The organism is Vibrio sp. Y176 (assembly GCF_033438945.1).
The window spans coordinates 49,279-61,742 of sequence record NZ_JAWOQS010000005.1 but is presented as its reverse complement, the minus strand read 5'-3'; the positions used below and the strand labels follow the sequence as shown (position 1 = coordinate 61,742).

Genomic DNA, 12,464 nt, shown 5'->3' with positions numbered 1-12,464 from the left:
AAAGTAAGAAATGCGTACACTGACGTTATCTTTGTTTACAGGACGTGTTATGTCTGTTTGGTTTTTCGCTGCCATCACTCTGATGGGGCTGTTTATCGTACTCTTATCACTGAGTGCATCAAAAGTTAAACCTGCTCAATGGTTTGGCTTTTGCCTGTTAGTACTTGTCGTGACGAGTGCCAGTTTCTTATTGCTGCATCAAACTCCGCCTAAACCAATACAAGCGGAAATGTCACGAATGATGACTGCTCGTGACATCATGAAAGAGATTCAAGACCAGTTGCGTGAAGATCCGAACAACGCTGAATTGTGGTTCCAACTCGGGCAGGGCTACCTGCTAGAGGGGGAATTTGATGGCGCGCTGATTTGTTTTGATTACGCGATCCAACTGACTGAGCCAGTCAGTGCCACGCAACTTGCCGCAAAAGCGACGACCTTGTACTACATTCACCAGCAATCAATGACGCAAGAAGTTAGCTTGCTTTTGGAGCAAGCTTTGCAGATAGAACCGCACAATGAAGCCGCTTTGTCTTTGATCGCAAATGATCATTTTCTGTCATTCCGATTTCAGGAAGCGATTGATGCCTGGGTACTATTATTAGATTCTAATGATCCAAATTTAGATAGGGTGCAAATCATTAACTCTATTAACAAAGCAAAAGAGCTGTTGTAAGCGTACAATTTAACAAGCAATAGAGGGAAAGGTGGGCAACGAATGAAAAATAAAGCACTAAGCATATTGGTTTTGCTGTGCGGCTCTGTGCTGGCGGGTTGTAGCTCTTCCGATCATTCTGGCTCTTCCTCTACGGTTTATTATTCATCGGGTTACTACGACCCGTGGTGGTACGATCATGACGACTACTGGATTTATTACTATCCGGGCTGTTGCGATAACGACGATGAATACAAAGAGAAACTGGAAGAGTGGTGGAATGGTTTAGATGAAGACCAACAGCAATCCATCAAAGACAAAATCGAAGATTGGAAAGACGACGATATGTCCGCCAATATCGATAACATGAAACGCCAACTTGACGATCATTGGCAATCACTGCCTGACGAGCAAAAGCAAGAGATTCGAACCCAATGGGAGAATCGTCCGGAGCATATTGAACCAGCGACTTTACAAGGCAAGGCGGTGAAAGAAAAGGTTCAACAAAGAAAAGCATTACCGGAAACGAAGATCCAGCGTCCAGTTGCTCGTCCAAATGTGCAGATACCTAAAGCACGTCCAAATATTCAACCTAGACCTAGGCTTCCTCGTCGCTAGTACATTCGATTTTTGTCTCTCGATAGAATCAGGATGAAGAGATAAAGATAATAAAGAAAGAAAAGGGGCGTTCAGTACGCCCCTTGTTGTATCTATAAGTTAACCGTTGCCAGTTAGACTAATACGTGGCTTCGCGTTCAGCTGCTGCTTTATCCCACTCTGGCGCTACTGTTTCTAGGAAGTGTTTCTTGTCTGCGTTCATCTTATCCATATCCATGCCCAGTGCTTGTTGTGCTTTCGCTTTGGTCGAGATATCTGGAATTTGAACAGGGTCAGTAATGCCTTTGGTTGCCAGTAAACGAACCAATTTGGTACGGGCGTCAGCAGCGCGGTCAACTGCAGTACCTAGTACTTCAAGTGCTACCTCAGGAGCATGCATGTGAACACCGTGAGAAGCAATCGCGTAGTCCCAACGCCATTGTGCATGGCGAATATCTTGTAGGATAGGTTCCATCTCTGCTTCTGTTGCACCTGCTTTCCACGCTGCTCCTGCTTCAAAGTGTGCCGCTACGATTTGCTTCTCGGCGGTTAGCTTCATGTTCAGTACTTGCGCTTTGCGAGTCGAGACGATGCCTTGTAGCTGCTCTTTAGTTTGGGTATGGCATTGCGCACAGGTGTCTTCAAAACGATCAAATGGGTTACCCACTTTGTGGTCTGTGTACACCGTACCGTCTTCTTTGGTCACTTTAGGCATGTGGCAGTCCACACACACCACTTTGTTTTTACCATGAATACCCGCTCTCCAAGTTTCGAAACCTGGATGTTGCGCTTTTAGCATCGGCGCTTTAGATACGGCATGCGTCCAATCTTTGAAATTCAACGCGTCGTAGTATTTCTCCATGTCATTAACGGTGGTGCCCATATCCCATGGGAATTTAACCGCTTTAGTTGGGCCGGTGAAGTAGTATTCAACGTGACATTGAGCGCAGACCGATGCTTGCTTATCTAGGCGAGACTGTTCATCAAAGTTTTTACCAATAGTATCAAAAGCACGCTCGACGTATGGGCGAGTCAGTGCTAGCGCAGGTTCGCCTTTCTTGAAGGCTTCAGAGCCTGTGTTGTGGCAATCGGAACAACCGATAGGGTTGACGATTTCTGAGCCTAAGCGTGCCCATTTACCTTCGAAATAACCGTCTTCACCACGTTCATCAATCACGCGAGCAACGTCTGGGCTTTTACAGCTCCAGCACGCCATCGGCATAGGGCCGGATTTTTCATCAGTCGGTGCGCCGGTACGTAAGGTTTGACGAACATCATCAATTGCGTAAAAGTGACCGCGCGCTTTGTTGTAGTCTTTCGCGAAGCCATAACCAGCCCACAGGATAACCATGTTTGGGTCTTCACTTAGAGCATCTTCAATGTGCTCACTTTCGGATGTTGCTTTCCAAGAATGGTATTGATCAGGGTGGTTCTGTTCAAAGACATCGTTACGAGGATCGATGAGGCCTTTTTCTTCTGCTGCCAACGGAGCGCCGACCAAAAATAATTGGCTGGCGAATAAGGTCGCAACCGCAATAGGTGCGCTCATCCAGTGTTTTATGCTCACGGTGTTACCTCCATATTCGTTTTTATTAGCAGCGTTGTGAGAAGCTATTCCAAATAAGAACTGGAGATCTACGATTAATAATATTGCTTAATTGGATAGATGAAATAGTGAGTGAATCTTGTCTTGTTTTAGATCAATTTACACCAGTGATCTCAGTCATGTTTGAATTTATATACCCCTAAAGTGGTAGTTGTTAAGTCATTGTTCTGCAATGCTTTGGGGTTTTAACCTTTTTAAAAATAGGGTGATTTAGTTCGCTTTTTGAGCAGGTGTTTCTACCCCTTATGAATAATAGAGGTATTATAAATATAGGTTTAGCGTTGTGGCTTTCCGAAATAAGAATTGATGTCATTTGAAGATCTAAAAAATATCTTCAGAGGAAATTAATTGTCGCTCAAATAAATAATTGAGAATAGTTATCAATTATTATCGAGCTAAGGAAAGAACAATATGGGCAATATAAAATTGACCATAGAGACAATGCTGAAACTTCTCTTCGTCTTTGCCATCTATGGTTTCTCCATCGCCGCCCATGCGACTTCTTCAGAGCCGATTGAAGGTGCTCAAGCTGAGCGTCATCAAGTCGAGTTGATCCGTGACCGAGACTACAAGTGTCTTCAATGTCATAAGGACGCCAAAGAGACTCTGAATCTATCGCATGATTCGCAAGCGTTATTGAGTCAAGGTAAGCAGCTCAATTGCACTAACTGCCATAGCAACATCGGCCCTGATCACCGTGAAGGCGCGCCTGATGTGATTAAGTTTTCTGCCGCGCAATCGAAAGAGGTACACGACAAAGTGTTCCTTGATCCAAGCATGATTCTTAAAGCCAACAGCCGATGTGTGGATTGCCATGCACCGACACAACTGAGAGAAAGCCACTGGACGCACGATGTGCACGCCAAAAACCTCACTTGTTCAAATTGCCACGATGTACACGCAGCGAAAACCAAAGCGTTGTCGTACGACAGAAAACAACTGATCAAGCAGTGTGTGGATTGTCACTCTGAATTTGCCGTCGAACCTGAACTTGCCAAAGAAGAGGAGAGATAGCATGAAATGTTCGAGAAGAAACTTTTTAGCCGGCAGCGGCGCGTTGATTTTAACTACAGGCGTTGCAGGCACTTCCGTTGTTAGCTCCTCTCTTTATGCCAGCAACCGTGAACAAGCGAAACGCATGGGTATGGTTCATGATGAAAATGCCTGCATTGGCTGTACCGCTTGTACCGATGCTTGTCGCGAAGTAAATAAAGTCCCTGAAGGCGTAACGCGACTTAAAATTCATCGCAGTGAACCGATTGGCGAGTTCCCAGATGTGGAATACCAGTTTACTCGTGAATCCTGTCAGCACTGTGATAACCCACCATGTGTATACGTTTGTCCAACAGGCGCTGCATACAAAGATGAAGCGACCGGCATCGTGGATGTACACAAAGAGAAATGTGTCGGATGTGGTTATTGCCTTGCTGCTTGCCCTTACCAAGTGCGCTTCTTTAATCCAGTCGATCACTCTGCGGATAAATGTAACTTCTGCCGTGATACCAACCTAGCGCAAGGTAAGCAGCCAGCTTGCGTGGAATCTTGCCCAACAAAAGCACTCATCTTTGGTGATTTAAATGACCCAACTAGCGAGGTGAGCAAAGCTATCGAAAGCCATGTTGTCTATCGCGATAAATCGCATTTAGGTACGCAACCTAAACTGTACAAAATTCCGCATAGCAAAGGGGAGGTGTCATCATGAACGGCTTCGAAAGTGCATTCCACTTTGACTCGTTAGTCTGGGATTGGATCATCGCGATTTACTTATTCCTTGCTGGGATGTCAGCGGGTGCGGTGATTATTTCTATCTATTTAAAACGCAAAGTGATTGAAGGTGATCCCGCAAACAACGGCATCATGAAAGCGATGGCTTGGCTCGCACCATTTGGCATCATTGCTGGGTTGGTAATTTTGATTTTCCATTTAACCAAGCCTTTAGAGTTTTGGAAGATCATGATCTACTACAACCCAACGTCTGTGATGTCGATGGGCGTGATCTTGTTCCAAGTGTACATGCTAGTGCTGTTTGTTTGGATTGGCGTTATCTTCCGCCATCAAATCATCAGCTTTTGTGAGGGTAAGTTACCGAGCAAACTGTTGGATTTTGCCGATGGCATTTTGATTAAGGCGGGGAAAGCCAACAACGCCATTGAATTGTTCTTGGGCTTCTTAGCCATCGTACTTGCAGCGTACACTGGCTTTCTATTGTCTGCGTTGAAGACTTACCCAATGCTAAACAATCCAGTACTGCCAATCTTGTTCCTGTTCTCTAGTTTGTCCTCGGGTGCAGCAGCATGCTTGATGTTCGGTATCTTGGTATTTAAAGAGTCGACCAGCAGCCCAAGTGTGTCTTGGGTACACGGATTTGAACGCCCAGTAGTATTGTTTGAGCTGTTTATCTTAGTGACCTTCTTTACCGGACTGATCTTCAGCGGTGGTCAGAACGAAGTCGCGGCTTGGAATGCTATTTCGAGTGGATTCTGGGCTCAATGGTTCTGGGTTGGCGTAGTGTTCATCGGCATGATAACGCCTTTGACTCTCAATTGGTTAACGCCTTCAGAAGTGCGCTACAGAGGCAGTTACGTTTTTGTGGTCACGACGTTGAGCTTGGTTGGCGTACTTATGCTGCGTACTTTCATTCTATATGCCGGTCAAATGACCATAGTGTAAGGGGGATAAATGGAAGCTGAGCTAGGGTTCTTCTTACTGATATTGGTGGCTGTAACATCGACTTGTGCATCGTTGCTGCATTGGCTACGTCGTGCTATGAGTAAGAAGGCGACATTGCCGCATCAAGTCGCGATGTCCCACATCATTAGCTTAGCTTCCTTCATTTGTTTAGCACTTCTGATCGTCTGCTTCGTGCAAGACAACTTCGCGTTGGAATATGTTGTTACGCATTCCAACAGTCAACTTCCCGTAGCATTCAAGATTGCTGCCGCTTGGGGCGGGCACCAAGGCTCCATGTTGTTTTGGGTCGTCACCTTGAGTTTATGGGCGTCGTTTATTGCATTTAAGTCACCGCTCAACGCCCAATATACTTGTGACTGTTTAGGAATCATGAACCTTCTTATTGCGACATTTGCTTGGTTCACGTTAATGACCTCTAACCCGTTCGAGTATGCCCAAGTATTGGCGTCGGAAGGACGAGATCTAAACCCAATGTTGCAAGATGTTGGGCTTATCATTCATCCACCATTGCTTTATCTCGGTTATGTCGGTTACGCAGCAATATTAGCTTTTGCATTAGCAGCGCTATTGGGTAAACAACCGATGAGCGATTGGTATGTGGTTGCTCGAAGCGCAGCGTTTTTTGCATGGGGAACGCTCACGTTGGGTATCTTGGTGGGATTATGGTGGGCGTACAATGAGCTAGGGTGGGGCGGCTGGTGGTTTTGGGACCCTGTGGAGAACGCTTCTCTACTCCCTTGGCTTACTGGTACTGCTTTGTTGCACAGCGGTGTTGTCGCAACACGTAACAGAGGCGCAATTTGGAGCACCTATGCACTGGCGTTTGCTACGTTCAACCTAAGCATTTTAGGGACATTCGTGGTGCGCTCTGGCGTGCTGACTTCAGTGCACGCTTTTGCGGTGGACCCAACTAAAGGTTTAGTGCTGCTTGGTGTATTGAGCTTGCTTGTCATCATCACTTTTGGCGTATTGATTTTGCGAGGAGAACAACTCCCTCGTTTCAAACTTCAATCTCTAGCGAGCCAAGCTTACACTGCTTATATCGCCAAAGGGCTGCTGGTTATTGCGACTGCCATCGTTTTTCTTGGCACTTTTTATCCGATGGTTTATCAACTGCTCGGCTTAGGGAACATTTCGGTTGGCGCACCTTACTTTAATAGTCTGACCTTTCCATTAAGCATACTGGCTCTGATTGCCTTAGCATTCATGCCAGTGCTGAAATGGACAAAAGGCGCAGTTCCGAGTGGAAGCACTGATATCGCGATTAGTATTGCGTTATCTATAGTCTCTGGGATCGGGTTTATGTTCTCAGTGAACGTACTGCATTTCGAAGTATTGCTAACCATAATATTGGCTACTTGGGTGATTGTGGCGCATCTCGTTATGCTGTTTCGTTGTTCCAATAAGCGCAAACTCATGCCAATCGTGATGGCACATATCGGTTTTGCGCTGGCGGTGAGTGGAGCTGTATTCAACAGTCACTACTCATATGAACATAATTTACGTGTCGAACCCGGCAGTTCTCAACAAAGGGCGGGGATCACTATTGATTATCATGGTATCGAATGGCTGGTGGGGCCAAACTACACCGCGGAACAAGGACAGATCACCTTGCACTTGGAAGATGGCCGCATGCTCAATTTCAACCCGCAAAAGCGTCATTACCCTGTGCGAGTGATGAATATGACCGAGCCTGCGATTCGTTCACTATGGCATGGCGATTATTACGTGACATTGGGTGACAAAGTCGATACTCATGCTTATGCGATTAAAGTTCAGTACCGCGCAGGTATTTGGTGGATATGGTCTGGCGGGCTACTAGCTGTGTTTGGTGCGCTATTAACCGGCCTAAAGAAAAGGAGAGAGGCTATCAATGCGATCGAGAAATACGCTTAAACTCGCAGGTCTGTTTGTGGCTGTTGCCGTGTTTGCTGTAGTAACTGCGGTGGCTTTGTCTGAGCGACCACATGTTGAATTGTCCCCACAACGAAATTTAGATGCACCTAATTTTCGCTCTACTTCTCTGATCTCTGATGACATGGTTTCTGAGCAGTTGTTCAAAAGCGACGGATATAAATTATTGAATGTTTGGGCATCTTGGTGCGGAGTATGCAAACGAGAGCATGAAGAATTATTGCAGTTAGCAGAACTCGGTGTGCCTATTATTGGGCTGAATTATAGAGATCAAAAACAAGCCGCTCGTGAATATTTGAGCTCTAAACGAAATCCATATATTGAAGTAATTAGTGACCCTAATGGAAAGCTCGCTGTGGAGCTAGGTGTTATCGGAACGCCGGAAACTTACTTGATTGATCCAAATGGTCGTATATTGATCAAATATCGTGGAGAGCTAACGGCAGATAAATGGAACGATATATTTTCAGGATACTTGAATGTTTCGATTTAATAATCTTCTCCTCACTTTAATCCTATTTATACTATTTTCTCCTTTCACGAGAAGTGCGGATATAGAACAGAATGTTGATCTGTTTGAATTTCATTCCGTTGAAGTGCAACAGCGTGCAACCTCGTTAGCCAAGGCATTACGCTGCCCGCAGTGTCAAAACCAAAACCTTGTCGAGTCTAATGCACAAGCGGCTAAAGACCTGAGGTTGAAAGTGTATACGATGGCCAATGAAGGCAGCTCAGATCAAGAAATAAAGGACTATCTAGTTGCTCGTTATGGGAATATTGTTCTGTACCAACCACCATTAAATTATTCCACGGCGCTGTTGTGGATCTTTCCTGTGCTATTTTTGATCTTTTTTGTCTTATATTCGATCCGAATGGTGAAGCGTAATTAATGTGACCGTTATTCCACTATTAAAAATAAATTGTGCACTTAACAAGCAGAATGTTATCATTTTTCCGAATTTATGAAGTTTCCAGTATAAAGAAAATAAAAATTTTGAGCTGGATAAGTAATAAAAGAACGAAATAGGTGCACGCAGTGGATTCAGTTATATTACAACTTAAAAAAGACTTCTATTCGCAGATTCGTGCATTGCAATCACCGAACCTGCCTCAAGTTACTTCAACGCTCGCCGTGTTGACCGACGAGGAAATCCAAGAACTCGAAGCAGTTTGGATTGAACTCGCCGTTTGGAAGCGCAGTCAGACCCATTAAAAGATAGACCAAACGACCTTCTTGAAACCCCAGACAAAATTTGTCTGGGGTTTTTTATTGTAGTTTTTTTAAATTGTTATAATATAACAATTGTTCAGTTGGAGAGTGTTTCTCTTTTGCTGTCTTGAGTGGATAACTGCCCTCAATTGTGATCTCTATATTGCAAAATGCGGTATCAGTCCCCATAGTTGAAGAGCAACGAGTAAATCCCATGAATGCAATAACGAAAACGCATCAAGCGCATCAAGCAATAAATCGAGTGAGTATAGATATGGCGGAAGTACGTGCCAGAGTAGATTTTAAAGTCGGGGCAAAAAGTAACATTGATGCCGAAATTCTGTCTTTCCATGGTCTGAAGACAGACAAAGAGCATGTTGCTATTATCTTTAAACAAGCGGACCAAACTCAGGACATGCCTTTAGTTCGTATGCACTCTGAGTGTTTGACAGGCGATGTGTTCCACTCTTCACGCTGTGACTGTGGTGAGCAACTAGAAGAGACGATCAATCGCATGGGCGAGTCCGGTGGTATCATCTTGTATCTCCGTCAGGAAGGTCGTGGTATTGGTTTGTACAATAAGATCGATGCATACCGCTTACAAAGCCAGGGCATGAACACGTACGAAGCTAACAACCATTTGGGCTTTGATGATGACCTGCGTGATTTCACAGAAGCAGCACAAATGCTAGAAGCTTTAGGCGTGAATAAGATCCGCCTCGTGACGAACAACCCTAAGAAAATTCGTGAGTTATCTGAGTACGGAATTGAAATTGGCGAGGTTGTCAATACCTCTGCACATATCAAAGATGGCAACGAAAATTATCTGAAGGCAAAAGTCTCTCACGGAAAACATGACCTAAAGGTTTAATCCTAAAGATAAAACTGACAATAAAGCCTGTGAAAAACCTCATTTTTATGAGGTTTTTTTTGTATCTGGAGTTGCAAATAAATTGTAAATTTGTATTATCTCGAGACTAAAGTGCAAATAAGAATAATTAGCACTACCAATACGATAATTGAAAAGCTCAACAAGGATGCTTCAGATGAATGCAAAAAAAGTTTTAGTCCAATCTATTGCTGCATCACTCCTCATTGCCAGTGGTTCTACCGTTGCTGCCACAGTAACTAAACAACAAGTAGTCGAACATTACGCGGACGTTGCCCATGCTGTATTTGCTGATTCAGTAACAACAGCGAAAGCGCTTGATGTGAAAATCGACGAATTTCTACAATCACCATCAGCGAAAAAGCTTGAAGAAGTAAAACAAGCTTGGCTAGATTCTCGCGTGCCTTACCAACAGTCTGAAGTTTTCCGTTTTGGTAACGCGATTGTTGATGATTGGGAAGGTCAGCTGAACGCATGGCCACTTGATGAAGGTTTGATTGACTACGTAGCGGCTGATTACCAATACGAATTGGGTAACGAGGGCGCTGCTGCCAACATCATCGCGAACACTAGCCTACAGATCGGTGCTTCTAAACTGGACGTTTCAAAAATCACTCCAGAATTGCTAGCGGATCTAAACGAAGTAGGCGGTTCTGAGGCAAACGTTGCATCAGGTTACCACGCGATTGAATTCTTGCTTTGGGGTCAAGACCTAAACGGCACTAACGCGGGTGCAGGTCAACGTGCTTACACTGATTTCGTTGTGGGTTCTGAGTGTACGAATGGCCATTGTGAGCGTCGTGGAGAGTACCTAAAAGCAGCCGCTGATCTACTGGTTCAAGACCTAGAGTGGATGGAAAAGCAGTGGTCTGCTGAAGTAAAAGGTAACTACCGTGAAGAGCTACTGAACGACTCAGCGGACAATGGTCTACGTAAGATGCTATTCGGCATGGGTTCTCTTTCTCTAGGTGAGCTAGCGGGTGAGCGCATGAAAGTGGCACTAGAAGCGAACTCAACTGAAGACGAGCACGATTGTTTCTCAGACAACACGCATAATTCTCACTACTACAATGAGCAAGGCATCTACAACGTTTACACAGGTACATACAAAGGTGTAAACGGCAAAGAGCTATCTGGTCCAAGTATTGCTGATCTTGTTGTTCAAAAAGATAAGAAAGCTGCGACCGACATTCAAAAGCAGTTTGATACAACACTTAGCCAAGTTGGTGAGCTAGTGACTTCTGCAGAGAAGAACAACCAGCACTTTGACCAACTTATTGCAGCGGGTAACGCACAGGGCAACGCGCTAGTAAACGACACCATCATGTCGTTGGTAGCACAAACCGGTGCGATTGAGCGCGCGGCAAGCATTGTCGGCATCGACAGCCTAAGCCCTGATACTGCTGACCACGAGTTTTAATAAGAAAACCATAATAAATAAGGGCTCTTTGTGAGCCCTTTTGCCGTTTGAGCTCGTTGTTATCACCCTTGTTGTCTATGTAGAGCAATGATATGAAGCCATACCTAATTTCTGCGCTAGCCGCGATCCTTTCTTCTTCTGCCATGGCTTACGATGTTAAGTCCGGTGGCAAAACCAGTGTTAAAAAAGACGGCGCGAATGCCTATTCTCTTCCTGCTGCTAACTTGCCAATGAGCAAACGCCTCGATTTTAGTGTCGGTAACAGCTTTTTCCGCAACCCTTGGGTACAAGCGCCAGCGTCAACGGACGCTCGTGACGGCCTAGGCCCGCTTTTTAATACCAATGGTTGTCAGAACTGCCACATCAAAGACGGTCGTGGTCATCCGCCAGAGAAAGATGATTTACATGCCGTGTCTATGTTAGTGCGCTTAAGCATTCCTACGATGACGCCAGAACAAAAGAAAGCTTACATCAAAGATGGCGGCATACCTGAGCCGACTTATGGTGGCCAGCTTCAAGATTTCGCCCTGCAAGATCAAACGCCAGAAGGCAAAATCGAAATCACTTACACCGATGTCCCAGTGAAATTTAAAGACGGTACGACGGTGACGCTAAGAAAACCTCATTTGAACATTACCGATCTGGGTTACGGCGATATGCACCCTGATACCGAGTTCTCAGCACGCGTGGCACCGCCAATGATCGGCCTTGGTTTGTTAGAGAGTATTCCCGACGAAACGCTACTTGCTTGGGCTGATGAACAAGATGCCGACAAAGACGGTATCTCAGGCAAAGTCAATAAGGTGTGGGATATTGAAAAGGACGACTTCTCGATTGGTCGTTTTGGCTGGAAAGCAGGACAACCGACGTTAATGCAGCAAAATGCAGCAGCATTCAATGGTGATGTGGGTCTTACGAGCCATTTATTCCCAAATGAAAACTGTACCTCGAAACAAAGCATTTGTGACGACATGCCAAATGGCGGCAAACCTGAAGTGAGTGAAAATATTCTCGACTTCGTAGAGTTTTACAGCCAACACTTAGCCGTACCTATTCGCCGTAATGTCAATGACCCTAACGTGAAACTTGGTCAGCAAATCTTTGCTGCGTCTGGCTGTGAAAGCTGCCACAAGACCAGTGTTAAAACGGCGAAACGACCAGAGTTACCAGCGCTTTCTGAGCAGCTTATCCACCCATACACCGACATGCTTTTGCATGACATGGGTGAAGGCTTAGCCGATAACCGTCCGGAATACCTAGCAAACGGCCGCGAGTGGCGAACAGCACCGCTATGGGGCATTGGTTATACCGAAGAAGTAAACGGACATACTTACTTCTTACATGATGGTCGCGCTCGTAACCTGATGGAAGCAGTGTTGTGGCACGGCGGCGAAGCTGAAACGGCGAAACAAAACGTCTTAGCACTGAACAAAAAAGAACGTGACGCATTGATTGCGTTTCTGAATTCTCTATAAGGAAGCAACC

Annotated in this window: 13 protein-coding genes; 12 read left to right on the top strand and 1 reads right to left on the bottom strand. The window is 45.1% G+C overall.

The window, feature by feature from the left end; translation table 11 throughout:
• Positions 1-49 precede the first annotated feature (49 nt).
• Together R7O13_RS13930 and R7O13_RS13925 are read left to right on the top strand one after the other, a co-directional pair.
• Positions 50-673, top strand: a complete 624-nt coding sequence (locus R7O13_RS13930) for a tetratricopeptide repeat protein (protein ID WP_054701274.1) — start codon at positions 50-52, stop codon at positions 671-673.
• 42 nt (positions 674-715) lie between these two features.
• Positions 716-1,270 (top strand): hypothetical protein, encoded by a 555-nt coding sequence (locus R7O13_RS13925; RefSeq protein WP_017636126.1) that lies wholly within the window; start codon positions 716-718, stop codon positions 1,268-1,270.
• A 118-nt stretch (positions 1,271-1,388) separates the two neighbouring features.
• On the opposite strand, the gene nrfA is transcribed toward R7O13_RS13925, so the two are convergent.
• Positions 1,389-2,816: an ammonia-forming nitrite reductase cytochrome c552 subunit gene (gene nrfA, locus R7O13_RS13920; RefSeq protein ID WP_025767277.1), complete on the bottom strand. Its 1,428-nt coding sequence runs from the start codon at positions 2,814-2,816 to the stop codon at positions 1,389-1,391.
• 450 nt (positions 2,817-3,266) lie between these two features.
• On the opposite strand from nrfA, the gene nrfB reads away from it, so the two are divergent.
• The 10 genes from nrfB (at position 3,267) to R7O13_RS13870 (ending at position 12,454) form a co-directional block, all read left to right on the top strand.
• Positions 3,267-3,869 (top strand): cytochrome c nitrite reductase pentaheme subunit, encoded by a 603-nt coding sequence (nrfB, locus tag R7O13_RS13915; protein ID WP_025767278.1) that lies wholly within the window; start codon positions 3,267-3,269, stop codon positions 3,867-3,869.
• A 1-nt stretch (position 3,870) separates the two neighbouring features.
• Positions 3,871-4,557: a cytochrome c nitrite reductase Fe-S protein gene (gene nrfC / locus R7O13_RS13910; RefSeq protein WP_086046905.1), complete on the top strand. Its 687-nt coding sequence runs from the start codon at positions 3,871-3,873 to the stop codon at positions 4,555-4,557.
• The gene (gene nrfD, locus R7O13_RS13905) at positions 4,554-5,525 is read left to right on the top strand and encodes a cytochrome c nitrite reductase subunit NrfD (RefSeq protein ID WP_213876414.1); all 972 of its coding nucleotides are present in this window, start codon (positions 4,554-4,556) and stop codon (positions 5,523-5,525) included. Before nrfC ends, nrfD begins: the two co-directional genes overlap by 4 nt.
• A gap of 9 nt (positions 5,526-5,534) precedes the next feature.
• Positions 5,535-7,442, top strand: a complete 1,908-nt coding sequence (locus R7O13_RS13900) for a heme lyase CcmF/NrfE family subunit (RefSeq protein ID WP_213876418.1) — start codon at positions 5,535-5,537, stop codon at positions 7,440-7,442.
• Positions 7,420-7,953, top strand: coding sequence for a DsbE family thiol:disulfide interchange protein (locus R7O13_RS13895; protein ID WP_005376839.1), 534 nt, complete (start codon positions 7,420-7,422; stop codon positions 7,951-7,953). The genes R7O13_RS13900 and R7O13_RS13895 overlap by 23 nt, the downstream gene beginning before the upstream one ends.
• Entirely contained in the window at positions 7,940-8,350 is a 411-nt protein-coding gene (gene nrfF, locus R7O13_RS13890) for a heme lyase NrfEFG subunit NrfF (protein WP_053306573.1), read from the top strand. Before R7O13_RS13895 ends, nrfF begins: the two co-directional genes overlap by 14 nt.
• Before the next feature lie 146 nt (positions 8,351-8,496).
• Positions 8,497-8,673 carry a hypothetical protein gene (locus tag R7O13_RS13885; RefSeq protein ID WP_020480909.1) on the top strand — a complete coding sequence of 59 codons (177 nt, stop codon included), beginning with the start codon at positions 8,497-8,499 and terminating at the stop codon, positions 8,671-8,673.
• A gap of 271 nt (positions 8,674-8,944) precedes the next feature.
• Positions 8,945-9,541 carry a GTP cyclohydrolase II gene (locus R7O13_RS13880; protein WP_025767283.1) on the top strand — a complete coding sequence of 199 codons (597 nt, stop codon included), beginning with the start codon at positions 8,945-8,947 and terminating at the stop codon, positions 9,539-9,541.
• 175 nt (positions 9,542-9,716) lie between these two features.
• Positions 9,717-10,979, top strand: coding sequence for an imelysin family protein (locus R7O13_RS13875; RefSeq protein WP_213973228.1), 1,263 nt, complete (start codon positions 9,717-9,719; stop codon positions 10,977-10,979).
• A 92-nt stretch (positions 10,980-11,071) separates the two neighbouring features.
• Positions 11,072-12,454 (top strand): di-heme oxidoredictase family protein, encoded by a 1,383-nt coding sequence (locus R7O13_RS13870; protein ID WP_318304073.1) that lies wholly within the window; start codon positions 11,072-11,074, stop codon positions 12,452-12,454.
• Positions 12,455-12,464: the final 10 nt, after the last annotated feature.

Excerpts from the sequence above, each read along its gene's own strand:
- R7O13_RS13930 (WP_054701274.1), top strand. The coding sequence starts at position 50 with ATGTCTGTTTGGTTTTTCGCTGCCATCACTCTGATGGGGCTGTTTATC.
- R7O13_RS13925 (WP_017636126.1), top strand. The coding sequence starts at position 716 with ATGAAAAATAAAGCACTAAGCATATTGGTTTTGCTGTGCGGCTCTGTG.
- nrfB (WP_025767278.1), top strand. The coding sequence starts at position 3,267 with ATGGGCAATATAAAATTGACCATAGAGACAATGCTGAAACTTCTCTTC.
- nrfC (WP_086046905.1), top strand. The coding sequence starts at position 3,871 with ATGAAATGTTCGAGAAGAAACTTTTTAGCCGGCAGCGGCGCGTTGATT.
- nrfD (WP_213876414.1), top strand. The coding sequence starts at position 4,554 with ATGAACGGCTTCGAAAGTGCATTCCACTTTGACTCGTTAGTCTGGGAT.
- R7O13_RS13900 (WP_213876418.1), top strand. The coding sequence starts at position 5,535 with ATGGAAGCTGAGCTAGGGTTCTTCTTACTGATATTGGTGGCTGTAACA.
- R7O13_RS13895 (WP_005376839.1), top strand. The coding sequence starts at position 7,420 with ATGCGATCGAGAAATACGCTTAAACTCGCAGGTCTGTTTGTGGCTGTT.
- nrfF (WP_053306573.1), top strand. The coding sequence starts at position 7,940 with ATGTTTCGATTTAATAATCTTCTCCTCACTTTAATCCTATTTATACTA.
- R7O13_RS13880 (WP_025767283.1), top strand. The coding sequence starts at position 8,945 with ATGGCGGAAGTACGTGCCAGAGTAGATTTTAAAGTCGGGGCAAAAAGT.
- R7O13_RS13875 (WP_213973228.1), top strand. The coding sequence starts at position 9,717 with ATGAATGCAAAAAAAGTTTTAGTCCAATCTATTGCTGCATCACTCCTC.
- R7O13_RS13870 (WP_318304073.1), top strand. The coding sequence starts at position 11,072 with ATGAAGCCATACCTAATTTCTGCGCTAGCCGCGATCCTTTCTTCTTCT.